Source organism: Caldimonas sp. KR1-144 (genome assembly GCF_049446155.1).
Lineage (GTDB): Bacteria > Pseudomonadota > Gammaproteobacteria > Burkholderiales > Burkholderiaceae_C > Rivibacter.
The window spans coordinates 350,697-373,155 of the sequence record NZ_JBMSEE010000005.1; the positions used below are offsets into that span (position 1 = coordinate 350,697).

Annotated in this window: 20 protein-coding genes; 9 read left to right on the forward strand and 11 right to left on the reverse strand. The window is 69.4% G+C overall.

Annotation, left to right across the window (positions count from 1 at the left end):
• Nucleotides 1-3: 3 nt before the first annotated feature.
• Nucleotides 4-852: a lysophospholipase gene (locus tag ACO2TI_RS14455; RefSeq protein ID WP_423285290.1), complete on the forward strand. Its 849-nt coding sequence runs from the start codon at nucleotides 4-6 to the stop codon at nucleotides 850-852.
• A 12-nt stretch (nucleotides 853-864) separates the two neighbouring features.
• Here the strand turns inward: ACO2TI_RS14455 and ACO2TI_RS14460 are convergent, their stop codons facing one another.
• Genes ACO2TI_RS14460 through ACO2TI_RS14470 form a run of 3 tightly spaced genes read right to left on the reverse strand, consistent with a single transcriptional unit; the run spans nucleotide 865 to nucleotide 6,767 of the window.
• Nucleotides 865-2,331 carry an efflux transporter outer membrane subunit gene (locus ACO2TI_RS14460; protein WP_423285291.1) on the reverse strand — a complete coding sequence of 489 codons (1,467 nt, stop codon included), beginning with the start codon at nucleotides 2,329-2,331 and terminating at the stop codon, nucleotides 865-867.
• Complete coding sequence (locus ACO2TI_RS14465) at nucleotides 2,324-5,566, reverse strand: efflux RND transporter permease subunit (RefSeq protein ID WP_423285293.1); 3,243 nt, start codon at nucleotides 5,564-5,566, stop codon at nucleotides 2,324-2,326. The genes ACO2TI_RS14460 and ACO2TI_RS14465 overlap by 8 nt, the downstream gene beginning before the upstream one ends.
• Before the next feature lie 19 nt (nucleotides 5,567-5,585).
• Nucleotides 5,586-6,767 carry an efflux RND transporter periplasmic adaptor subunit gene (locus ACO2TI_RS14470; RefSeq protein WP_423285423.1) on the reverse strand — a complete coding sequence of 394 codons (1,182 nt, stop codon included), beginning with the start codon at nucleotides 6,765-6,767 and terminating at the stop codon, nucleotides 5,586-5,588.
• A 262-nt stretch (nucleotides 6,768-7,029) separates the two neighbouring features.
• Here ACO2TI_RS14470 and ACO2TI_RS14475 point away from each other — a divergent pair, with 262 nt between their 5' ends.
• Nucleotides 7,030-8,529, forward strand: coding sequence for a M20 family metallopeptidase (locus tag ACO2TI_RS14475; protein WP_423285295.1), 1,500 nt, complete (start codon nucleotides 7,030-7,032; stop codon nucleotides 8,527-8,529).
• Nucleotides 8,530-8,563: 34 nt separating this feature from the next.
• Here the strand turns inward: ACO2TI_RS14475 and ACO2TI_RS14480 are convergent, their stop codons facing one another.
• A complete protein-coding gene (locus ACO2TI_RS14480; RefSeq protein ID WP_423285297.1) occupies nucleotides 8,564-9,319 on the reverse strand; it encodes a 5'-methylthioadenosine/adenosylhomocysteine nucleosidase in 756 nt (251 codons plus the stop codon).
• 101 nt (nucleotides 9,320-9,420) lie between these two features.
• Here ACO2TI_RS14480 and ACO2TI_RS14485 point away from each other — a divergent pair, with 101 nt between their 5' ends.
• Nucleotides 9,421-9,675 (forward strand): hypothetical protein, encoded by a 255-nt coding sequence (locus tag ACO2TI_RS14485; RefSeq protein WP_423285298.1) that lies wholly within the window; start codon nucleotides 9,421-9,423, stop codon nucleotides 9,673-9,675.
• A 1-nt stretch (nucleotide 9,676) separates the two neighbouring features.
• Here ACO2TI_RS14485 and ACO2TI_RS14490 read toward each other — a convergent pair whose 3' ends face one another.
• From ACO2TI_RS14490 to ACO2TI_RS14515, 6 genes are all read right to left on the reverse strand, one after another.
• A complete protein-coding gene (locus tag ACO2TI_RS14490; RefSeq protein ID WP_423285300.1) occupies nucleotides 9,677-10,153 on the reverse strand; it encodes a hypothetical protein in 477 nt (158 codons plus the stop codon).
• Nucleotides 10,154-10,178: 25 nt separating this feature from the next.
• On the reverse strand, nucleotides 10,179-11,852 hold the full coding sequence (locus ACO2TI_RS14495) for a long-chain-fatty-acid--CoA ligase (RefSeq protein ID WP_423285301.1): 1,674 nt from the start codon (nucleotides 11,850-11,852) through the stop codon (nucleotides 10,179-10,181).
• A gap of 158 nt (nucleotides 11,853-12,010) precedes the next feature.
• The gene (locus ACO2TI_RS14500) at nucleotides 12,011-13,447 is read right to left on the reverse strand and encodes an NAD(P)(+) transhydrogenase (Re/Si-specific) subunit beta (protein WP_423285303.1); all 1,437 of its coding nucleotides are present in this window, start codon (nucleotides 13,445-13,447) and stop codon (nucleotides 12,011-12,013) included.
• The gene (locus ACO2TI_RS14505) at nucleotides 13,444-13,767 is read right to left on the reverse strand and encodes an NAD(P) transhydrogenase subunit alpha (RefSeq protein ID WP_423285304.1); all 324 of its coding nucleotides are present in this window, start codon (nucleotides 13,765-13,767) and stop codon (nucleotides 13,444-13,446) included. Before ACO2TI_RS14505 ends, ACO2TI_RS14500 begins: the two co-directional genes overlap by 4 nt.
• A 21-nt stretch (nucleotides 13,768-13,788) precedes the next feature.
• Nucleotides 13,789-14,151 (reverse strand): aspartate 1-decarboxylase, encoded by a 363-nt coding sequence (panD, locus tag ACO2TI_RS14510; protein ID WP_423285305.1) that lies wholly within the window; start codon nucleotides 14,149-14,151, stop codon nucleotides 13,789-13,791.
• Between the two features lie 10 nt (nucleotides 14,152-14,161).
• On the reverse strand, nucleotides 14,162-15,280 hold the full coding sequence (locus tag ACO2TI_RS14515; RefSeq protein WP_423285307.1) for a Re/Si-specific NAD(P)(+) transhydrogenase subunit alpha: 1,119 nt from the start codon (nucleotides 15,278-15,280) through the stop codon (nucleotides 14,162-14,164).
• Nucleotides 15,281-15,459: 179 nt separating this feature from the next.
• On the opposite strand from ACO2TI_RS14515, the gene ACO2TI_RS14520 reads away from it, so the two are divergent.
• Nucleotides 15,460-15,972, forward strand: coding sequence for an NUDIX hydrolase (locus ACO2TI_RS14520; RefSeq protein WP_423285309.1), 513 nt, complete (start codon nucleotides 15,460-15,462; stop codon nucleotides 15,970-15,972).
• Nucleotides 15,973-16,018: 46 nt separating this feature from the next.
• A complete protein-coding gene (mnmA, locus tag ACO2TI_RS14525) occupies nucleotides 16,019-17,155 on the forward strand; it encodes a tRNA 2-thiouridine(34) synthase MnmA (RefSeq protein ID WP_423285311.1) in 1,137 nt (378 codons plus the stop codon).
• 26 nt (nucleotides 17,156-17,181) lie between these two features.
• Here mnmA and ACO2TI_RS14530 read toward each other — a convergent pair whose 3' ends face one another.
• Complete coding sequence (locus ACO2TI_RS14530) at nucleotides 17,182-17,754, reverse strand: CAP domain-containing protein (RefSeq protein ID WP_423285313.1); 573 nt, start codon at nucleotides 17,752-17,754, stop codon at nucleotides 17,182-17,184.
• 194 nt (nucleotides 17,755-17,948) lie between these two features.
• Here ACO2TI_RS14530 and ACO2TI_RS14535 point away from each other — a divergent pair, with 194 nt between their 5' ends.
• The 4 genes from ACO2TI_RS14535 to ACO2TI_RS14550 all read left to right on the forward strand — a co-directional run bounded on the left by ACO2TI_RS14535 (nucleotide 17,949) and on the right by ACO2TI_RS14550 (nucleotide 22,457).
• On the forward strand, nucleotides 17,949-19,247 hold the full coding sequence (locus tag ACO2TI_RS14535; RefSeq protein ID WP_423285315.1) for an efflux RND transporter periplasmic adaptor subunit: 1,299 nt from the start codon (nucleotides 17,949-17,951) through the stop codon (nucleotides 19,245-19,247).
• The gene (locus ACO2TI_RS14540) at nucleotides 19,244-19,948 is read left to right on the forward strand and encodes an ABC transporter ATP-binding protein (protein ID WP_423285316.1); all 705 of its coding nucleotides are present in this window, start codon (nucleotides 19,244-19,246) and stop codon (nucleotides 19,946-19,948) included. The genes ACO2TI_RS14535 and ACO2TI_RS14540 overlap by 4 nt, the downstream gene beginning before the upstream one ends.
• A gap of 173 nt (nucleotides 19,949-20,121) precedes the next feature.
• The gene (locus tag ACO2TI_RS14545; RefSeq protein ID WP_423285318.1) at nucleotides 20,122-21,291 is read left to right on the forward strand and encodes an ABC transporter permease; all 1,170 of its coding nucleotides are present in this window, start codon (nucleotides 20,122-20,124) and stop codon (nucleotides 21,289-21,291) included.
• Nucleotides 21,288-22,457: an ABC transporter permease gene (locus tag ACO2TI_RS14550; protein WP_423285320.1), complete on the forward strand. Its 1,170-nt coding sequence runs from the start codon at nucleotides 21,288-21,290 to the stop codon at nucleotides 22,455-22,457. The genes ACO2TI_RS14545 and ACO2TI_RS14550 overlap by 4 nt, the downstream gene beginning before the upstream one ends.
• Nucleotides 22,458-22,459: the final 2 nt, after the last annotated feature.

Below are 22,459 nucleotides of genomic sequence, written 5' to 3' on the forward strand. Positions count from 1 at the left end.
CCCATGGACTCCATCACCACCCCCGACGGTCTGCGCCTGCACGCCTACGACTGGCCCTCGATCGACGGGCCGACGCGCGGCAGCGTCGTGCTCGTGCACGGCCTGGGCGAGCACCTGGGCCGCTACAACCACGTGGCCGCGCGGCTCACTGCGCAGCAGTGGCGCGTCCTCGGCTGCGACCTGCGCGGCCACGGCCGCTCGCAAGGCCCGCGCGGCGACGCGCCGCAGCGCGACACGCTGCTGGCCGACCTGGCGCTGGTGATCGATGCCGCGCGCGCGCTCACGCCGCGCGGGCTGCCGCTGGTCCTGCTGGGCCACAGCCTCGGCGGCCTGATCGCGGCACGCTTCGTCGCCGCGGGGCTGGAGCCGTCGCGGCCCGCCTGGTCGCGCGAGGTCGATGCGCTCGCGCTCTCGTCGCCGGCGCTCGACGCGGGGCTCAAGCCGGCGCAGCGCACGCTGCTCCAGGTCGCGCGGCGCCTGTTCCCGCATCTGGCGGTGGGCAACGGGCTCGACCCGAAGTGGATCTCGCGCGACGCGCGCGTCGTGGCCGCGTACCAAGCCGATCCGCTCGTGCACGACCGCGTCACCGCCACCGTGGCGCGCTTCGCAGCCGAGGCGGGCGCCGAGGCGCAGGTGCTCGCTGCGCGCTGGCGCGTGCCGACGCTGCTGATGTGGGCCGGCGCCGACCGCTGCGTCGCGCCGGCCGGCGCAGCGGCCTTCGCGGCGGCGGCGCCGCGCTCGGTGCTCGAGTCGCTGCCCTGGCCCGGCTTCGCGCACGAGCTCTTCAACGAGCCCGAGCGCGAGCTGGTGCTGGACCGCGTGCTCGACTGGCTGAACGCGCGCTTCGCTTAACGAAGCCGTGCTTCAGCGAGAGGCGGTCGCCGGCGCGCTCGGCACCGACCAGCCGCCGCCCAGTGCGCGGTACACGGCCACCAGCGAGGCCGCATTGCTGGTCTGCGACTGCACCAGCGCGTCGCGCGTCGACAGCGCCTCGCGCTCGGCGTCGAGCACCGCGAGGAAGTCGGTGACGCCGGTCTCGTAGCGCAACCGCGCGAGCCGCGCGGCCTCGTCGGCGCTGTGCGCCGCGTTGGCGAGCCGCTCGCTGCGCTGCGCGTCGCGCGTGAACTGCGTCAGCGCGCCCTCGGTCTCCTCGAGCGCGGTGGCGACGGTCTGCTCGTAGCTCGCCAGGGCCTGTTGCGCACGCGCCTCGCTGGCCGCGATGCGCCCGCGCACGCGACCGAAGTCGATCAGCGTCCAGGTCATGCCGGCGCCGACCGAGTAGATGCGCGACGCGCTCTCGCCCAGGTCGCCGGCGCTGGCGGCCGCCAGGCCCAGCAGGCCGCTGAGCGACAGGCGCGGGAACAGATCCGCCTTGGCAATGCCGATGCTGGCCGTCGCCGCGGCGAGCTGACGCTCGGACGCCACCAGGTCCGGGCGGCGCTGCAGCCAAGCCTCGGGCGTGCCGACCGGCAGCGTCGAGAGGTCGGTGACCGGCAGCGTCGGGATCGGCGCTGGCGCGCCCAGCTGCTCGCGCAGGAAGCGCGGCGACTGCGCGGTCAGCGTCGCAAGGCGGAAGATCGTGCGGTCGATCGCCGCCTGCAGCGCCGGCAGCGCGGCGGCGGTGTTCTCGGTCAACGTGCGAGCGCGCTCGAGGTCGAGCTGCGTCGCGCGGCCGGCGTCGAGCCGCGCCTCGGTGAGCTGCAGCGAACTGCGCTGGTTCTCCAGCGCCGCCTCGGTGACCGTGAAGCGCTGCTGCAGGCCGCGCAGCTCGAGGTAGTTGCGCGCCACCTCGGCGCTCACAGCGGTATGCGCGGCATAGAGCCCGGCCTCGCTGGCGCTCACCTGCGCGGCCGCGGCCTCGGCGCCGCGACGTGCGCGGCCGAAGAGATCGAGCTCCCAGTTCGCGACGAAGCTCGCGTCGTAGGCGCTGCCGGTGCGCTCGCTGCGGCTGAGCGTCGGCGCCTGGTAGCGCGGCGTCACCGAACGTCCGGCGTTGGCCTGCGCGCCGATGCTGGGCAGCCACTCGGCATCGGCCACGCCCTGGTTGGCGCGCGCTTCCTGCAGCCGCGCCTGTGCGATGCGCACGTCGCCGTTGGCGGACAGCGCACGTTCGACCAGCGCATTGAGCGCGGCGTCGTTGAAGCCGCGCCAGAAGCTGGCGATGTCGGCCGACGGGGCGGCGTCGTTGTTGCGCGCGGCACCGACGTTGAGGAAGCTGCCATCCATCGCCGAGGCCGGGCGCTGGTAGTCAGGGCCGACGGCGCAGCCGGCGGCAAACACGGCCGCCGCGAGCGCGGTGGCGCGAAGCATCGCGTTTTGCTTCTCAAACATGGCCGGCTCCCTTCTCGGCGGCGTCATGAGGTGCGTGAGCCAGCGCGCTGGCGCCATGACCGCCATGCGGCCCGGCCACCACGCCCTTGAGGCGCCAGCGCCGCAAGAGCACGTAGAACACCGGCGTCAGGAAGATGCCGAACACGGTCACGCCGATCATGCCGCTGAACACCGCCACGCCCATCGCGCGGCGCATCTCGGCGCCGGCCCCGGTGCCCAGGATCAGCGGCACGACGCCGGCGATGAAGGCGATCGAGGTCATCAGGATCGGGCGCAGCCGCAGGCGGCAGGCGTGGATCACGGCCTTGATGGTGTCCTCGCCCTTTTCCTCGAGCTCCTTGGCGAACTCGACGATCAGGATCGCGTTCTTGCACGCCAGGCCCACCAGCACCACGAAGGCGATCTGCGTGAAGATGTTGAAGTCGCCCGGCTGGCCGAAGAACTTGCTCAACCATACGCCGGTGAGCGCCGACAGGATGCACATCGGCACGATCAGGATGATCGCGATCGGCAGCGTCCAGCTCTCGTACAGCGCGGCCAGCACCAGGAACACCAGCAGCACGCACAGCGGGAAGATGTAGACCATCGTGTTGCCGGCGATCTTTTCCTGGTAGACCAGCTCGGTCCACGAGAAGCCGATGCCGCGCGGCAGCGACTGCTGCAGGATCTTCTCCATCTCCGCCTGCGCCTGGCCCGAGCTGAAGCCGGGCTTGGGCGAGCCGTTGATGTCGGCCGAGTAGAAGCCGTTGTAGCGCGACACCGCCGAGGGCCCGAAGGTCGGCGCGACCTTCATCAGCGCGCCCAGCGGCACCATCTCGCCGCTTTGGCTGCGCACGCGCAGCTTGACGATGTCTTCCGGCTGCGCGCGGAACTGCGCGTCGGCCTGCACGACGACCTGGTAGGTCTTGCCGAAGCGGTTGAAGTCGTTGACGTACAGCGAACCGAGGTAGGTCTGCATCGTCTCGTAGACGTCGCCGAGGTTCACGCCGAGCTGCTTGGCCTTGGTGCGGTCGACGTCCGCGAACAGCTGCGGCACGTTGATCTGGTAGTTGCTGTAGGCCAGGCCGATCGACGAGTTCGGGTTGCCGTAGATCTGGCCCAGTGCGCCCCAGGCGGCGCCGAACAGCGCCTGTTCGCCGAGCGAGTCGCGGTCCTGCAGCTCGAGGCGGAAACCGCCCGCGTTGCCGAGGCCGTCCACGGCCGGCGGCGGCACGACGAACATCTGCGCGTCCTTGATCTGCTGGATCGCGCCGTTCACGCCGCCGAGGATCGCGAACAGGCTCTTGTCGGGCGTGGTGCGCTCTTCGAAATCCTCGAGGCCGAAGAACACGATGCCGGAGTTGGGCTGCGCCGCGAAGCCGTTGATCGACAGGCCCGGGAACGCGACCGAGTCCTTGATGCCCGGGATCTTGAGCGCGATCTCGCTCATCTCGCGGATCACCTTCTCGGTGCGGTCGAGGCTGGCACCGTCGGGCAGCTGCGCGATGCCGATCAGGTACTGCTTGTCGGGGCTGGGCACGAAGCCCGGCGGCACGCGCGTGAACATGAACGCGGTCAGTCCGATCGCGACGGCGTAGATCAGCAGCGCCTTGATCTTGTGGCCGACGATCCACGTGACGCGCCGGCCGTAGGCCTCCGACGAGCGGTGGAAGAACTTGTTGAAGACGCGGAAGAACGGGCCGAACAGGCGGTCCATGCCGCGCGTGAGCCAGTCCTTGGGCTCGTCGTGGCCCTTGAGCAGGATCGCGCTCAAGGCCGGCGACAGCGTCAGCGAGTTGAACGCCGAGATCACCGTCGAGATCGCGATCGTGACCGCGAACTGGCGGTAGAACTGCCCCGACAGGCCGGACACGAAGGCCAGCGGCACGAACACCGCGCACAGCACCAGGCCGATCGCGATGATCGGGCCCGACACTTCCTTCATCGCCTTGACGCTGGCCTCGCGCGGACCCAGGCCCGCCTCGATGTTGCGCTCGACGTTCTCCACGACCACGATCGCGTCGTCGACCACGATGCCGATCGCGAGCACCAGGCCGAACAGCGTCAAGGTGTTGATCGAAAAGCCCAGGGCCAGCAGCACCGCGAAGGTGCCGACGATCGACACCGGCACCGCCAGCAGCGGGATCAGCGAGGCGCGCCAGGTCTGCAGGAACACGATCACCACCAGCACGACCAGCAGCACCGCCTCGATCAGCGTGTGGATCACCTTCTCGATCGAGGTGGCAACGAAGCGCGTCGGGTCGTAGACGATGTCGTAGCTCACGCCGGGCGGGAAGTCGGCCTTCAGGCGCTCCATCGTCTTGCGCACGTCGTTGGACAGCTGCAGCGCGTTGGAGCCCGGCGCCTGGAACACCGCGATCGCGGCGGCTTCCTTGTTGTTGAGCAGGCTGCGCAGCGAGTACGAGTTGCTCGACAGCTCGACGCGGCCCACGTCCTTGATCTTCACCAGCGAGCCGTCGCGCGTGTCGGCGCGCACGATGATCTCGGCGAACTCCTCCGGCGTGGTCAGCCGCCCCTGGGTGTTGATCGAGAGCTGGAAATCGAGCCCGCGCGGCGCCGGCGGCGCACCGACCACGCCGGCGGCGACCTGGGCGTTCTGCTCGCGGATCGCGTTGGTGACGTCGCTGGCGGTGAGGCCGCGCGCGGTGAGCTTGTCCGGGTCGAGCCAGACGCGCATCGCGTAGTCGCCCGAGCCGAAGGTCTGCACCGAGCCCATGCCGGGAATGCGCAGCAGTTCGTCACGCACGTTGAGCGTGGCGTAGTTGCGCAGGTACAGCGCGTCGTAGCGATCGTCCGGCGAGACCATGTGCACCACCATGGTCAGGTTCGGCGAGCTCTTCTCGGTGGTCACGCCGATCTGCCGCACGATCTCCGGCAGGCGCGGCAGCGCGCGGTTCACGCGGTTTTGCACCGCGGTCTCCGCGACCTCGGGGTTGGTGCCGATCTTGAACGTGACGGTCAGTGTCATCGAGCCGTCGGACGTGGCCTGCGAGGACATGTAGAGCATGTTCTCGACACCGTTGACCTGTTCCTCGAGCGGCGTGGAGACGGCCTCGGCGATCACGCGCGGGTTGGCGCCGGGAAACTGCGCGCGCACGACGATCTGCGGCGGCGCGACCTCGGGGTACTCGGAGATCGGCAGCCGGAAGATCGCGATCAGGCCGACCAGGAAGATGATGATCGACAGCACGCCTGCGAAGCGCGGTCGATCGATGAAGAAGCGTGAGATGTCCATCGCGTGGTCTCCCGGGCGGTCAGGACTTGTCGGCGGCCGGCGCCTGCTGCGCGGCCGGCGCGTTGGGCGCCTTGGGCACCGGCATGCCGTGCTCGTCGAGCGCCAGCTTCTCCGGCGCGACCGGCATGCCCGGGCGGGCGCGCTGCAGGCCGTCGACGATCACCAGCTCGCCCGGCTTCAGGCCGCTTTCGATCACGCGCATGCCGTCGTAGAGCGGGCCCGGCCGCACCTCGCGGTAGCCGGCCACGTTCTTGTCGTCGACGACGAGCACGAACTTCTTGCTCTGGTCGGTGCCCAGCGCGCGGTCGGGCGTCATCACCACCGTGCGCTCGGTCGCGCCGGCCAGCTGCACGCGCGCGAACAGGCCCGGCGTGAACTCGCTCTTGGCGTTGTCGAACACCGCGCGCAGGCGGATCGCGCCGGTCTGCGGGTTCAGGCGGTTGTCGATGAAGTCGATCTTGCCGACGTGCGGGAAGCCCTGCTCGTTGGCCAAGCCCATCTTGACCTGCAGCTGGTCGGCCGTGGCCTTGCGCAGGCGCAGGAAGGTCTGCTCGCTGGCGTCGAAGTAGGCGTAGACCTTGGCCTGCGCGACCAGGGTGGTCAGCACGGTCTTGTCGTCGACCAGATTGCCGGTCGTGATGTTGGCGCGCGAGATGCGCCCGGCGATCGGCGCGCGCACGGCGGTGTACTCGAGGTTCAGGCGTGCCACCCGAAGCGCCGCCTCGGCGGCCTTGATGTTGGCGTCGGAGGTGCGTGCGCCCGAGGTCAGCTGGTCGAACTCCTGGCGCGACACGGCCTTGGACTCGAGCAGCTTTTGCGCGCGCGCGAGTTCGGCGCGGGCCAGTTCCGACTGCGACTGCGCCGACGCGAGCTGTGCCTCGGCCCGCGCGACCTCGGCCTGGTAGGGCCGCGGGTCGATCGTGAACAGCATGTCGCCGGCGCGCACCAGCGCGCCTTCGCGGAAGTGCACCTTGTCGATCGTGCCGCCGATGCGCGGACGCACGTCGACGCTTTCCACCGCCTCGAGCCGGCCGGTGAACTCCTCCATGTCGCGCACCGGGCGCTGCACCGCGGCGGCGACGCCGACTGGCGCGGCCTGCGGGGCGCCGTGCGACTGGCCCTCGGCCGGTCCGCCGCAACCGGCGAGGGCCCATGCCACGACGGCAACGGGCAACAGCGAGAACGAATGACGTGTGGTCATGGCCATGACTCGAATCCTTTTGGGAAAGAGGCGGAAGCGGGAGCGGTGCCACGGTTCCCCCGCGAGGCACCAAAAGCACGACGATCGACGCGCGGTCGACCAGACCAGTGCTAGGGTTTTTACGATTCTTACTGACCGGAAGGTCAGGCTGCAAATCCTTGTGCGCCGTGAGCCCACTTGGCAGCAACACGGCAGGAGCCTGCCGGCAGCGCAGCGGCGACGCCTAAACTTTCGGCTTCACCTCTGCCCACGCGAGCCGGCCATGAACGCTCCCGACCGCCATCTTCCTCTCGACGCGACCGCCTTGCAGGGCCTGGTCGACCAGGCCTGGGACACGCGCATCGTGCCGCGGCTGACCGACTACATCGCCATTCCGGCCAAGAGCCCCATGTTCGACCGCGACTGGGCAGCGCACGGCTACATCGACCAGGTGGTGCGCGATGCCGCGGCCTGGGCCGAGTCGCGCAAGCTCGCCGGCCTGAAGCTCGAGGTCGTGCGGCTGGCCGAGGCCGACGGCACGCCGCGCACGCCGGTGATCTTCTTCGAGCTGCCGGCCACGCGCGCCGGCGGCAATGCGGCCGATGCGCCGACCGTGCTGCTCTATGGCCACCTCGACAAGCAGCCCGAGTTCAACGGCTGGCGCGCCGACCTCGGGCCCTGGACGCCCAAGCTCGACGGCGACAAGCTCTACGGCCGGGGCGGTGCCGACGACGGCTATGCGCTCTACGCGGCGATCTCCGCGCTGGAAGCGATCGACGCGCAAGGCGCGGAGCGCCCACGCTGCGTCGGCCTGATCGAGACCTGCGAGGAGTCGGGCTCGGGCGACCTGCCGGCCTACATCGATGCGCTGAAGTCGCGCCTGGGCGAAGTGGCCCTGGTGGTCTGCCTCGACTCCGGCGCCGGCAACTACGACCAGCTCTGGCTCACCACCAGCCTGCGCGGCAACGTCACCGGCACGCTCAAGGTCGAGGTCCTGACCGAGGGCATCCACTCCGGCGATGCCAGCGGCCTCGTGCCTTCGAGCCTGCGCATCCTGCGCCAGCTGCTCGACCGCATCGAGGATTCCGCCTCCGGCCGCCTGCTGCCGGCGAGCCTGCATTGCGAGATTCCCACCGAGCGCGTCGAGCAGGCGCGCACGACCGCGCAGATCCTCGGCGACGAGGTCTGGAAGCGCATGCCCTGGGCCTGCGGCGCCGACGGGGGCTTCACGTTGCCGACCACGACCGACCCGACCGAGGCACTGCTCAACCGCACCTGGCGCCCGACGCTGTCGATCACCGGCGCCGAAGGACTGCCGCCGATCGCCAATGCCGGCAACGTGCTGCGGCCCTACACCGCATTCAAGCTCAGCCTGCGCACGCCGCCGCTGGTCGACGGCCACCTTGCCGCCGTCGAGCTCAAGCGCATCCTCGAGGACAACGCGCCGTACAACGCGCGCGTCACCTTCGAGCCCGACGGCCGCATGGACCACTGGGGCGCGACCGGCTGGAACGCGCCCTCGCTCGAGCCCTGGCTGCAGCAGGCCCTGGATGCCGCCTCGCGCGCCCACTACGGCGCGCCCTGCGGCCTGATCGGCCAGGGCGGCACGATCCCGCTGATGAACCTGCTGCAAAAGGGCTTCCCGAAGGCGCAGATGATGGTCTGCGGCGTGCTGGGCCCGAAGAGCAATGCGCACGGGCCGAACGAGTTCCTGCACGTGCCGTATGCGAAACGCTTGACGGCTGCGGTGGCGCAGGTGATCGCCGCCGTGCCCGCAGGCTGAAAGGAGCTCCCTCTCCGTCGGGAGGGGGAGTCATTCAGTCCGTCGCTCCTCGGCTGAGCCAGCGCCGAACGATCGCGGCCGACACCGGCCCGGCGATCTCGCGCAGGAAGCGCGGGAAGTCGACATGGGCGCGCTCGTCGGCGCGGTCGGAGATGGAGCGCAGCACCGCGAACGGCACGTCGCAGTCGTGGCAGACCTGCGCCAGCGCCGCGCCCTCCATCTCCACGGCCATTGCGTCGGGCAGTTCGCGGCGCAGTGCCTCGCCCTCGGGCGCGGTGGCGACGAAGCGGTCGCCGCTGATCACCAGGCCCTCGTGCACGCGCGGCTCGACGATGCCCATCGCCGCGTACGGCTCGGCCAGCGCGAAGCGCTCGATCTCCAGCACCTCGCGCGCCGCGGCGAGCAGCGCGTCGGACAGCGGCGCGTCGGTCGGGAAGCGCGAGCGGCCGTACAGCGGCACCTCGTGGCGCGGGAAGATCGGCGAGGCGTCGAGGTCGTGCTGCAACAGTTCGCGCGCGACCACCACGTCGCCGATGCGCGCGGCCGGGTGCAGGCCGCCGGCCACGCCGGTGAAGACGATGCGATCGGCGCCGAAGCGCTCGACCAGCAGCGCCGCGGTCGTTGCGCAGGCCACCTTGCCGACGCGCGCGAGCACCAGCACGACCGCGTGGCCGTCCAGGCGGCCGGTGTGGAACTCGCGCCCGGCATGGTGGTGCGTGGCGCGCTCCTGCAGCGGCGCGAGCAGGGCCTCGAGCTCTTCGGCCATTGCGGCCATCAGGGCGAGCGTCATGTCGGGCGCGGGTCGAGTGGGGAAAGGCCGCATGCTGCCACGGCCGCGCCGTGCGCGACAGCCGCCGCGGCTTCGAGCATCATCGGCGCATGCGACCTACGATGCCTGCGCTCCTTTTCGCGCTGCTGGCGTCGGCCTTGCTGGCCGGCTGCAGCAAGCTGACCGTGGAAAACGTCGACCGGCTCAAGACCGGCATGCCCTACGAGGAGGTGGTCGGCATCATCGGCAAGCCGGCCTCCTGCGACGAGGCCCTGGGACTGCGCAACTGCACCTGGGGCGACGAGGAGCGTTCGCTCAACGCGACCTTCGCGGCCGGCAAGCTGGTCGTCGTGACCGGCTCGCGCAACCTGCGCTGAGTCAGGCCGCGGCCGGCAGCGTGCGGCGCAGCTGGCGTGCGGCCTCGTCGCCCTGAAGCTCCTGCACCTGGGCGACGAAGCGCGTCGCCAGCTCGCGCAGCGCCTGCGTGTCGGGGCAGCGCTCGACGTCCAGGATGACCTTGTAGCCCTTGATCAGCCCGAGCTGCTCGCGGGCCTGGCCGGTCAGCCACTTGTAGAGATCCTCGTGCGACAGCGGTGCCAGCGCCTGTTCCAGCGGCAAGCCGGGCTCGCGCCTGGTCGCCGCCTGCGGCGCCGGCACGACGGCCGACAGCAGCCCCTCGCTCACCAGGTACTGCAGGTCGGCCTGCTCCACGCCGTTGATCAGGCCGAGCCACTCGCCGCCGGTGCGCGTGGCGTCGATCATCAGCAGCAGGTTGCGCGCGCCGCGCGTGAGCGGCCGGGACTTGGACTTGATCTCTTCCTGGCCCGCCGAGGTCTTGACGAATCGCTGGTCCATCATGGCTTTACTGCGCGAGCCCGGCTCAGGATTTCGCGCGCAGCTCGCGGCGCAGGATCTTGCCGACCGGCGTCTTGGGCAGCTCGGTGCGGAACTCGATCACCTTGGGCCGCTTGTAGCCGGTGAGGTTGGTCTCGCAGTAGCTGCGCACGTCGTCCTCGGTCACGGCGCCGTCCTTCTTGACCAGCACCAGCTTGACCGCCTCGCCGGACCTCTCGTCCGGCACGCCGACCGCCGCGCACTCGAGGATGCCGGGCATCTGCGAGACCACGTCCTCGACCTCGTTCGGATAGACGTTGAAGCCCGAGACCAGGATCATGTCCTTCTTGCGGTCGACGATCTTGAAGAAGCCGCGCTCGTCGACGATGCCGATGTCGCCGGTGCGGAAGAAGCCGTCCGAGGTCATCACCTTGGCGGTCTCGTCGGGGCGCTGCCAGTAGCCGGCCATCACCTGCGGGCCGCGGATCGCGATCTCGCCCGGCGTGCCGACCGACACCTCGTTGCCTTCGTCGTCGAGCAGCTTGAACTCGGTCGACGGGATCGGCACGCCGATCGTGCCGGTGTAGGCGGTGCTGTCGACCGGGTTGCACGAGGCCGACGGCGAGGTCTCCGACAGGCCGTAGCCCTCGCAGATCGGGCAGCCGGTCTTCTCGAGCCACAGCTTGGCGGTGCCCGCGGTCACGGCCATGCCGCCGCCCACGCTCAGCTTCAGGCTCGACCAGTCGACGGTGTTGAAGTCGGGGTGGTTGGCCAGCGCGTTGAACAGCGTGTTGACCGCCGGGAAGCTGTGGAAGCGGCGCTTCGAGAGCTCCTTGAGCACGGCGGGGATGTCGCGCGGATTCGGGATCAGCACGTTGGCGCCGCCGGTGCGCAGCGACAGCATCATGTTCACCGTGAACGCGAAGATGTGATACAGGGGCAGCGCGCAGATCGTCGTGGGCTGCTCGCCGGCCGGGATCTTGTTCAGCGCCGGGCCGTTCCAGGCTTCCGACTGCAGCACGTTGGCGATGATGTTGCGGTGCTTCAGCACCGCGCCCTTGCTGACGCCGGTGGTGCCGCCGGTGTACTGCAGAACGGCGATGTCGTCGCGCGAGATCGAAGGCGCCTTGAAGGCGAAGCGCGCGCCTTGCGCCAGCGCGTCGTTGAAGCGCACCGCGCCCGGCAGGCTGTAGGCCGGCACCATCTTCTTGACGTTGCGCACCACGTAGTTGACCAGCGCGCCCTTGAGCATGCCGAGCTGGTCGCCCATCGCGGCGAGCACGATGTGCTTGGTCGGCACCACGTCGATGCAGGCCTGCAAGGTCGCCGCGAAGTTCTCGATGATGACGATGGCCTTGGCACCCGAGTCCTTGAGCTGATGCTCGAGCTCGCGCGGCGTGTAGAGCGGGTTGACGTTGACCAGCGTCATGCCCGCGCGCAGGATGCCCGCGACCGCGATCGGGTACTGGAACACGTTGGGCATCATCACCGCGACGCGATCGCCCTTGGCCAGCCCCAGCGACTGAAGGTAGCCCGCGAAGGCGCGCGAGGCGTCGTCGACCTGGCCGAACGTCATGGCCTTGCCCATGAAGTAGTAGGCCGGACGCTCGCGGTACTTCTTGAAGCTCTCGTCGAGCAGCTGCACCAGCGAGCCGTATTGGTCCGGGTCGATGGTGGGCGGCACGCCGGCCGGGTAATGCTTGAGCCAGGGGGCGTTCATGGTTGTGATGTCCGTCGATTCAAATCGGCGCGGATTCTTACCCGCGACTGACGCCGGGGCATCGGGGCTTTCGATAGCGTTTTATCGAGGGGCGGCCCCAGAAACGAAGAAGGCCGGACGAGCCGGCCTTCCTTCACGCCAAGGGCGGTGCGAATTCCCTACTCGACCGCCTTGACCATGTCCTCGACCACCTTCTTCGCGTCGCCGAAGACCATCATGGTCTTGTCCATGTAGAAGAGTTCGTTGTCCAGGCCCGCGTAGCCGGCGGCCATCGAGCGCTTGTTGACGATGATGGTCTTGGCCTTGTAGGCCTCGAGGATCGGCATGCCGTAGATCGGCGTGCCCTTTTGCAGCGCGGCCGGGTTCACCACGTCGTTGGCGCCGAGGATGATCGCCACGTCGGCCTGGCCGAACTCGCCGTTGATGTCTTCCATCTCGAACACCTGGTCGTAGGGCACCTCGGCCTCGGCCAGCAGCACGTTCATGTGGCCCGGCATGCGCCCGGCCACCGGATGGATCGCGTACTTCACGTTCACGCCCTTGTGCGTGAGCTTCTCGGCCAGCTCGTTGACCGCGTGCTGCGCGCGCGCCACTGCCAGGCCGTAGCCCGGCACGATGATCACGGTCTCGGCGTTGCCGAGGATGTAGGCCGCGTCGTCCGCGCTGCCGCTCTTGACGCTGCGCTGCTGCTGGGCCGCGCCGCCGGCCGCCGCGGTCTCGCCGCCGAAGCCGCCGAGGATCACGTTGAAGAACGAACGGTTCATCGCCTTGCACATGATGTAGCTCAGGATCGCGCCCGAGCTGCCCACCAATGATCCGGCAATGATCAGCATGCTGTTGTTGAGCGAGAAGCCGATGCCCGCGGCCGCCCAGCCCGAATAGCTGTTGAGCATCGACACCACCACCGGCATGTCGGCGCCGCCGATCGGGATGATGATCAGCACGCCCAGCACGAAGGCCAGCGCCAGCATCGTGAAGAAGGCGACCCATTGCTCGGTCATCATGAAGACGAGTCCGAGGCCGATGGTCGCCAGGCCCAGCACCAGGTTGAGCATGTGCTGGCCGCTGAACTGCACCGGCGCGCCCTGGAACAGGCGGAACTTGTACTTGCCGCTGAGCTTGCCGAAGGCGATCACCGAGCCGCTGAAGGTGATCGCGCCGATGGCGGCGCCGAGGAAGAGCTCGAGCCGGTTGCCGTGCGGGATCGGCGCGCCGTGCGCCACGATGCCGAAAGCCCAGGGCTCGGCCACCGCGGCGATCGCGATGAACACCGCCGCCAGGCCGATCATGCTGTGCATGAAGGCCACCAGCTCGGGCATCTTGGTCATCTCGACGCGCTTGGCCATGATGGCGCCGAGCGTGCCGCCGGCCAGCAGGCCGACGAAGACCCACACCATGCCCGTGGCGCTCGGCTGGCCGAGCTGGCCCGCGGTCTTGACGATCAAGGCCGCCGTGGTCAGCACGGCGATCGCCATGCCGACCATGCCGAACAGGTTGCCGCGGATCGAGGTGGTGGGGTGGCTCAGGCCCTTGAGTGCCTGGATGAAGCAGACGCTCGCCACGAGGTAGAGCAGGACGACAAGGTTCATGCTCATGCCTTGCCCCCTTCGATCTGCGCAGGCTTCTTCTCTTTCTTCTTGAACATCTCCAGCATCCGGCGCGTGACCAGGAAGCCGCCGAAGACGTTGACCGCGGCCAGCGCCACGGCCAGCACGCCCATGGTCTTGCCCAGCGTGGTCTCGGTGAGCGCCGCGGCGAGCATGGCGCCGACGATCACGATCGCCGAGATCGCGTTGGTGACCGCCATCAGCGGCGTGTGCAGCGCGGGCGTGACGGTCCACACCACGTGGTAGCCCACGTAGATGGCCAGCACGAAGATGATCAGGTTGATCAGGGTTGGGGAAACGATGTCCATTCGGTCCTCCTCGCGGCTCGGTCAGAACTTGCGGATCGAGTCGATGCGGTTGCCCTCGCCGAGCAGCACGACCTTGGGCTTGTGGTTCGGCACGTCGGCCTCGTCGACCGGGCCGTAGGTGCAGATGATCAGCAGGTCGCCGACGTGGGCCTTGCGTGCGGCCGCGCCGTTGAGCGAGATCACGCCCGAGCCCGGAGGCGCCGGAATGATGTAGGTCGAGAAGCGCTCGCCGTTGTTGACGTTGTAGAGCTCGATCTTCTCGAACTCGCGCATGTCGGCGGCTTCGAGCAGTGCGGCGTCGATGCCGCACGAACCCTCGTAGTGCAGGTCGGCCTCGGTGACGGTGGCGCGATGAAGCTTCGCGCGCAGCATGATGCGGGTCATCGCCGGCCCCTCAGGTGCGAAGGAGTTGCCCGTCGCGGCACATCAGGCAGGCCTTGACGATGTCGTCCTCGAGGTCGATCTTCAGCGCGGTGGCGTCCTTCTCGAGCACGAGCTTGAGGAAGTCGAGCACGTTGCGCGCGTAGAGCGCGGAAGCGTCCGCCGCCACCAGCGCCGGCAGGTTGGTTTCGCCGACGATGGTGACGCCGTGCTTGACGACGGTCTTGCCGGCTTCGGTGAGCGGGCAGTTGCCGCCCTGCGGCGCGGCCATGTCGACGATCACCGAGCCCGGCTTCATGGCCTTGACCATTTCCTCGGTCACCAGCACCGGCGCGGGCCGCCCCGGGATCAGCGCGGTCGTGATCACGATGTCGGCCTGCGCGACGCGCTTGGCCACTTCGACCTTCTGGCGCTCGAGCCAGCTCGGTGGCATCGGGCGCGCATAACCGCCCACGCCTTCGGCCGCTTCCTTTTCCTCGGCGGTCTCGTAGGGCACGTCGATGAACTTGGCGCCCAGCGACTCGACCTGCTCCTTCACCGACGGGCGCACGTCCGAGGCCTCGATCACCGCGCCCAGGCGCTTGGCTGTCGCGATGGCCTGCAGGCCGGCGACGCCCACGCCCAGGATCACGACGCGCGCGGCCTTCACGGTGCCGGCGGCCGTCATCAGCATCGGGAAGATGCGCTGGTACTTGTCGGCCGCCATCATCACGGCCTTGTAGCCGGCCAGGTTGGCCTGGCTGGACAGCACGTCCATGCTCTGCGCGCGCGTCGTGCGCGGCGCCGCTTCGAGCGCGAAGGCGGTCAGCCCCGCGTCGGCGAGGCGCTGCAGGCCGTCGCGGTCGAAGGGGTTGAGCATGCCGACGAGGGCGGCGCCGGGCTTCATCTGCGCACGCTCGGCATCGCTGGGCGAGCGCACCTTGAGCACCAGGGCCGCGCCCAGGGCGCCGGCGGCATCGGTGATCTCGCAGCCGACGGCCTGGTAGGCGGCGTCGGTCACTGCGGCCGCGACACCTGCACCGGACTGCACGCGCACCGCGTGGCCCTGTGCAATGAATTTCTTGGCCGTCTCCGGGGTCACGGCGACCCGGGTTTCGCCGGCGGACGACTCCGCAGGCACGCCGATCAGCATGGTTGCTCCTCCGACAACGTTGATCAAACAACGATCACACAACGTGGGCGTGGCCGACGGCGCATCGAACAGGTCCCCGATGCTCCGACTGCCACCGGGGCTTATGGCCACCCGAACGACGGGCGCGAGCTTACCTTACGGAAACTGACACGCGTGTCGCGTCGATACCATCTCGTGCCATGTCATCCCTGCTGAACGACCGCTGGCGCCCGAGCGTCACCGTCGCCGGCGTCGCCGAGCGCGACGGCCGCTTCCTGCTGGTCGAGGAACTCACCAGCGAGGGCCTACGCCTGAACAACCCGGCCGGACACCTGGAGCCGGGCGAGTCGCTGATCGACGCGGTGTGCCGCGAGATGCTCGAGGAAACCGCCTGCCGCTTCACGCCGACGGCGCTGCTGGGCGTGTACCTCTCGCGCTTCCATCGTGCGGCGACCGGCGAGGACGTGACCTATCTGCGCTTCGCGTTTGCCGGTGACGTGAGCGAGCCCGAGCCCGGTCGTGCGCTCGACGAGGGCATCGTGCGCGCGCTGTGGCTCGCGCCGGACGAGATCCGCACGCACGCCACGCCGCACCGCAGCCCGCTGCTGTGGCGCTGCATCGAGGATCACCTGGCCGGGCGGCGCTTTCCGATCGATCTCGTGTGGGCCGACCCGAGCCTGCTCGAGCCCATCGTCCTGCGACCCGACCGCTGAAGCCTTGCACACCGCGGGCTCATCGCGCCAAAAATAAAATCGCCGGATGAGCAGCAAGCAGCGCATCGTGGTGGGCCTGTCCGGCGGAGTCGACTCCGCGGTCACCGCGTACCTGCTCAAGCAGCAGGGCCACGAGGTCGTCGGCATCTTCATGAAGAACTGGGAAGACGACGACGATGACGAGTACTGCTCGTCGCGCCAGGACTTCCTCGACGCCGCCTCGGTGGCCGACGTGCTGGGCATCGAGATCGAGCACGTCAACTTCGCCGCCGAGTACAAGGACCGCGTGTTCGCGGAGTTCCTGCGCGAGTATCAGGCCGGCCGCACGCCCAACCCCGACGTGCTGTGCAATGCCGAGATCAAGTTCAAGGCCTTCCTCGACCACGCGATGCGCCTGGGCGCCGAGAAGATCGCGACCGGCCACTACGCGCGGGTTCGATTCAACGAGGCCACGCAGCGCCACGAGCTGCTCAAGGGCCTGGACCCCGCCAAGGACCAGAGCTACTTCCTGCACCGCCTGAGCCAGGCGCAGCTTGCGAAGACGCTGTTCCCGGTCGGCGAGCTGCGCAAGACCGAGGTGCGGCGCATCGCCGACGAGATCGGCCTGCCCAACGCGAAGAAGAAGGATTCGACCGGCATCTGCTTCATCGGCGAGCGGCCGTTTCGCGAGTTCCTCAACCGCTACCTGGCCAACCAGCCCGGCGTGATCGAGGACGAGCGCGGCCGGCGCATCGGCGAGCACGTCGGGCTGTCGTTCTACACGCTGGGCCAGCGCCAGGGCCTGGGCATCGGTGGCCTGAAGGAGCGCCATCTGAAGCGCGGTGCGAACGGCGTCGCGCGCGGCGGCGGCGACCACGCACCGTGGTTCGTCGCGCGCAAGGACCTCGAGCGCAACGTGCTGGTGGCCGTGCAGGGCCACGACCATCCACTGCTGCTGTCGCATGCGCTGCATGCCGACGACGCGAGCTGGGTCGCGGGCGAGGCGCCGGGGGCGGCGCGCATCGCCGCGAAGACGCGCTATCGCCAGGCCGACAGTGCCTGCGAGCTGGCGCCTGGCGCCAACGGAGTGTTCTCGCTGCGCTTCGACGAGCCGCAGTGGGCGGTGACGCCGGGGCAGTCGGCCGTGCTGTACGACGGCGAGGTGTGCCTGGGCGGCGGGGTGATCGCGTCTGCCGCGGCCTAGGAGTCTGCCGCGCGGACTCCCAGGGCTCAGCGAGCCGTGCCCAGATCCATCGTCCAGTAGATGCCGTACTGGCTGCTCGCGTTGCGCGCGCAGCCCAGGCCGATGTCCTGGAACGCCGGGCTCATGATGTTGGCGCAGTGGCCGTCGCTGGCCATCCAGCCGTCGATCACGGCGGCGAGCGTGCCCTGGCCTGCGGCGATGTTCTCGCCGACCGTGTTCCAGTTGTAGCCGGCGGCGGTGATGCGCTGCGAGAAGCTGCGGCCGTCCTGGCTGTCGTGCGAGAAGTAGTTCTTGTCGGCCATGTCCTTCGAGTGCAGGTAGGCCGCGCTGGCGAGCGCGTCGCTCCAGCGCAGCGCGCCGGTCGCCGCGAAGTTGCCGCGCGTGCCGCACGAGGCGCCGGCTGCGCGCCGCTCGTTGACCAGGCGCAGTGCCTCGGCCTGGAAGTTCGCGGTGCCGCAGCCGATGTCGGTGCCGGCCGGCACGCCGCCGCCCGGCGCCTCGTCGTCGCCGCCGTTGTCATCGCCTCCGCCGCCGCAGGCGGACAGCGCGACCAGCAGGCCGAGCAGGGCAAGGCGGCGAGGCAAGGGATGAACGCTCATGGCGGCAAGCGACGAGGCAAGCTCGTGAGGCAACGGACGTGCCCGATCCTGCACGCACAGCGGCGGCGCAGGGCTCACAAAGTGCAACCGCGCGGCCTCGCAGGCGTGTCGCCGCCGCCGCAACGCGGGGGCTCCGCGGCATCGCACGCTCGTCCACAATCCGGCGCCATTGCCACTCCACGCCGCACGCCGCCATGAGCGACGCCACTGGAACCACCGCCCCGTCGGCTGCCTCGGCCGCACCGGCGGCGAAGAGCAGCCGGCTTTCGCAGCTGAAGATCGACCGCGGCGCGCCCGGCGTTGGCAAGGCGCGCAAGCGCCGCCGCTGGGGCTGGCGCATCGCGATCGCGGTGGCCGTGCTCGCGGCCGTGGGCGTGGCGCTCAAGCCGCGCGCGCCCGAAGTGCAGTCCACCGGCGTGCTGCAAAGCACCCCGTCGCGCCAGTACGTGCAGCTCACCGCATCGGGCTACGTGGTCGCGCAGCGCCGTGCCGCGGTGGCCTCTAAGGCCACCGGCCGCCTGCTCGAGCTCAACGTGCGCGAGGGCTCGGTGGTCAAGAAGGGCGCGCTGATTGCGCGGCTCGACGCCGCCGACGTGCAGGCGCAGATCGACGCGGCGCGCGCCGGCGTCCGCCAGGCCGAGGCGCAGGTGCGGCAGGCGCAGGCCGAAGCGGCCAACGCCGAGGTCGAGCTCAAGCGCAACCAGCAGCTGGTCGCGCAGGGCTTCCTGTCGCCGGCCGCACTGGACACCAGTTCGACGCGCGCGGCCAGCGCCCGCGCCGCGGTGGCGTCGGCGCAGGCCACGGTGGGCCAGCTGCAATCGCAGCTCAGGCTGCAACAGGTCAACCGCGACTTCACCGAGATCCGCGCGCCGTTCGACGGCGTCGTGCTGGTCAAGAACGCCAACGTCGGCGACATCATCACGCCGTTCTCCAGCGCGGCCGGCTCGCTCGGTTCGGTGGTCACGATGGCCGACATGAGCACGCTCGAAGTGGAGGCCGACGTCTCCGAGAGCAACCTCGCGAAGGCGCGCATCGGCCAGCCGGTGGAGATCTCGCTCGACGCGCTGCCGGACATGCGTTTCATCGGCAAGGTCGCGACCATCGTGCCGACCGTCGACCGCGCCAAGGCCACCGTGATGACCAAGATCCAGTTCGACCGCCTCGATGCGCGCATCCTGCCGGACATGAGCGCCAAGGTCGCGTTCCTGTCGCAGCCGGTCGGCGAGGCCGACCTGAAGAGCGTGCTCGCGGTCGCGCCGGCGGCGGTGGTCGAGCGCGACGGCGCGAAAGTGGTGTTTCGCATCGGCAAGCCGGCCAAGGAGGGCGCGGCACCGACGGTGCAGGCGGTGACCGTGAGCACCGGCCGCACGCTGGGCGACGCGATCGAGCTCGCGCAGGCCGGTGACCTCAAGAGCGGCGACAAGCTGGTGCTCAACCCGCCCGACAAGCTCAAGGACGGCGACGCGGTGCGCGTGGCGGCGGGGGCGAAGTGAACGACGAGGTGCTGATCCGCATCCGCGGACTCGACAAGTCCTACCGACGCGGCGACCAGACCATTCCCGTGCTGCAGGGGCTGGACCTCGATGTTCAGTCGGGCGAGTTCATCGCGCTGATGGGCCCGAGCGGCTCGGGCAAGAGCACGCTGCTCAACCTCATCGCCGGCATCGACAAGCCCACGCAGGGCACGATCGAGATTGCCGGCGTCGACATCGCGCAGCTGTCGGAAGGCGAGCTGGCCGACTGGCGTGCCGCCAACATCGGCTTCATTTTTCAGTTCTACAACCTGATGCCGGTGTTGAGTGCGCTGGAGAACGTCGAGCTGCCGTTGCTGCTGGCGGGGCTGTCGGCAAGCCAGCGCCGCGCCCAGGCCGCGGCGGTGCTCGACATGGTGGGCATGAGCGACCGGCTCGACCACTACCCGAACGAGCTCTCGGGCGGCCAGCAGCAGCGCGTCGCGATTGCCCGCGCGCTGGTCACCGACCCGACGCTGATCGTCGCCGACGAACCGACCGGCGACCTCGACCGCGCGACCGGCGAGGAGGTGCTCGCGCTGATGGATGCGCTGCATCGCGAGCTGGGCAAGACCATCGTGATGGTCACGCACGACCCGAAGGCGGCGGCGCGGGCGCAGCGCCTGGTGCATCTGGAGAAGGGGGTGCTGGTGGATGATCCTTCTTTGGAAGGTGGGCGTTGATGGGGGTCGCGAAGTTGGATCTTCGCGAGGGGCTTGTGGTGCCGCCCTGCGGGCGGCTGCGCGCCTGCGGCGCTGGCGCCGGGATTTCGCCCCGGCATCGAGCCTCGCAGAGACAGCACGCGCCCCGCAGGGCGACATCTCCACCCCATCGCTTGAGTTGAGGAACACAAACCATGTTCACCCTCAAGCTCCTGCTGAAGAACGCCTTCCGCCACAAACTCCGCACCCTGCTCACCCTCGTGGGCCTGATCGTCGCGATCTGCGCCTTCGGCCTGCTGCGCACCATCGTCGACGCCTGGTACGCCGGCGTCGAGGCCAGCTCCTCCACGCGCCTGATCACCCGCAACGCGATCTCGCTGACCTTTCCGCTGCCGCTGAACTACGCCGAGCGCATCCGCGGCGTCGAAGGCGTTTCGGGTGTGTCGTGGGCCAACTGGTTTGGCGGCATCTACCAGACCGAGCGCAATTTCTTTCCGCAGTTCGCGATCGACCCGAACACCTACCTCGACCTCTATCCGGAATACAGGATGAGCGAGGCCGAGCGCGCGGCCTTCGTGCGCGACCGGCAAGGCGCGGTGGTCGGCCGCAAGATCGCCGACAAGTTCGGCTGGAAGCTCGGCGACACGATCCCGCTGCGCGGCACGATCTACCCGGGCACCTGGAACTTCACACTGCGCGGCATCTACGACGGCGCCGATGCCACCGTCGACGAGACGCAGATGTTCTTCCACTGGAAGCTGATCAACGAGCGCATGCGCCAGCAGCGCGCGGGCAGCGGCAGCCGCAGCATCGACTTCGTCGGCGTCTACGTGATCGGCATTCGCGACCCTGACGCGGCCGCGGCCATCTCGCGCCAGGTCGACGAGATCTTCGCCAACTCGCTGGCCGAGACGCTGACCGAAACCGAGAAGGCCTTCCAGCTCGGCTTCGTCGCGATGAGCGAGGCCATCCTCGTGGGCATCGAGGCGGTGAGCTTCATCGTCGTGCTGATCATCCTCGCGGTGATGGCCAACACGATGAGCATGACGGCGCGCGAGCGCCTGGCCGAGTACGCGACGCTCAAGGCGCTGGGCTTTCCGCCCGGCTTCGTGGTGAAGCTGCTGTTCGGCGAGAGCCTCCTGATCGCGGCGATCGGCGGCGTGCTGGGCGTGCTCGTGTCGTTCCCGCTGGCCGCGGCGTTTCGCGGCGCGGTCGGCACGCTGTTTCCGGTGTTCCAGATCTCGGAGCTGACGCTTGTGCTGCAGCTCGCCGCGGCGCTGGTTGTCGGTCTGATCGCGGCCGCGTGGCCGGCGTGGAAGATGAGCCGCATCGACATCGTTGCGGGCCTGAGGCACGTCGCATGAAGGCGGTGCCGATCAGCTACATCGCGCGCAACCTCTGGATGCGGCGCGTGACGACGCTGCTGACCGCCGGTGGCATGGCGCTCGTGGTCTACGTGTTCGCCACGGTGCTGATGATGAGCGAGGGCATCCGCGCGACGCTGGTCGCGACCGGCCAGCCCGACAACGTGATCGTGCTGCGCAAGGGCGCCGGCGCCGAGATCAACTCCGGCATCTCGCGGCTGCAGGCGGCCATCATCGAAAGCCAGGACGGCATCGCGACCGACGCGCAAGGCCGCGCGCTGGTGACCAAGGAGCCGGTCGTGCTCAACAACCTGCCCAAGCGCAACAGCGGCAAGCCGGCCAACGTGACGGTGCGCGGCACGACGCCGCAGGGGCTGGAGCTGCGCCCGCAGGTGCGCATCGTCGAAGGGCGCATGTTTCGCCCCGGCACCAGCGAGATCGTCACCGGCCGCGCGGTCGCGAGCGGCTTTCGCAACGCGGGCCTGGGCGAGACGCTGCGCTTTGCCGGTCGCGAGTGGGTGGTGGTCGGTGTGTTCGACGCCGGGCGCACCGGCTTCGACTCCGAGATCTGGGGCGACGCCGAGCAGATGATGCAGGCGTTTCGGCGCAACGCGTTCTCGAGCGTGGTGTTCCGCCTGAGCGATCTGCAGCGCTTCGATGCGCTCAAGAAGTTGCTCGAGGAGGAGCCGCGGCTGCAGGTGGAAATGAAGCGCGAGGACGCGTTCTACGCCGAGCAGAGCCAGGCGCTCGCGACCTTCATCAGCATCCTCGGGTTGACGCTGTCGATCATCTTCTCGATCGGTGCGGTGGTCGGCGCAATGATCACGATGTTCGCGTCGGTGGCGTCGCGCGTGGGCGAGATCGGCACCTTGCGCGCTTTGGGCTTCCGGCGCGGCGCGGTGCTGGCGGCCTTTCTCGGCGAGGCGCTGCTGCTCGCGCTGGTCGGCGGCGTGGTGGGGCTCGCGGGCGCGTCACTGATGCAGGCGGTGAGCCTGTCGACCACCAACTTCCAGACCTTCAGCGAGATCGCTTTCCAGTTCAAGCTCACGCCGGCGATCGTTGTGCAGACCTTGCTGTTCTCGCTGGCGATGGGCTTCGTCGGCGGCTTCGTGCCGGCGTGGCGGGCGGCGAGGATGAAGATCGTCGATTGCCTGCGAGCCGCGTAGCG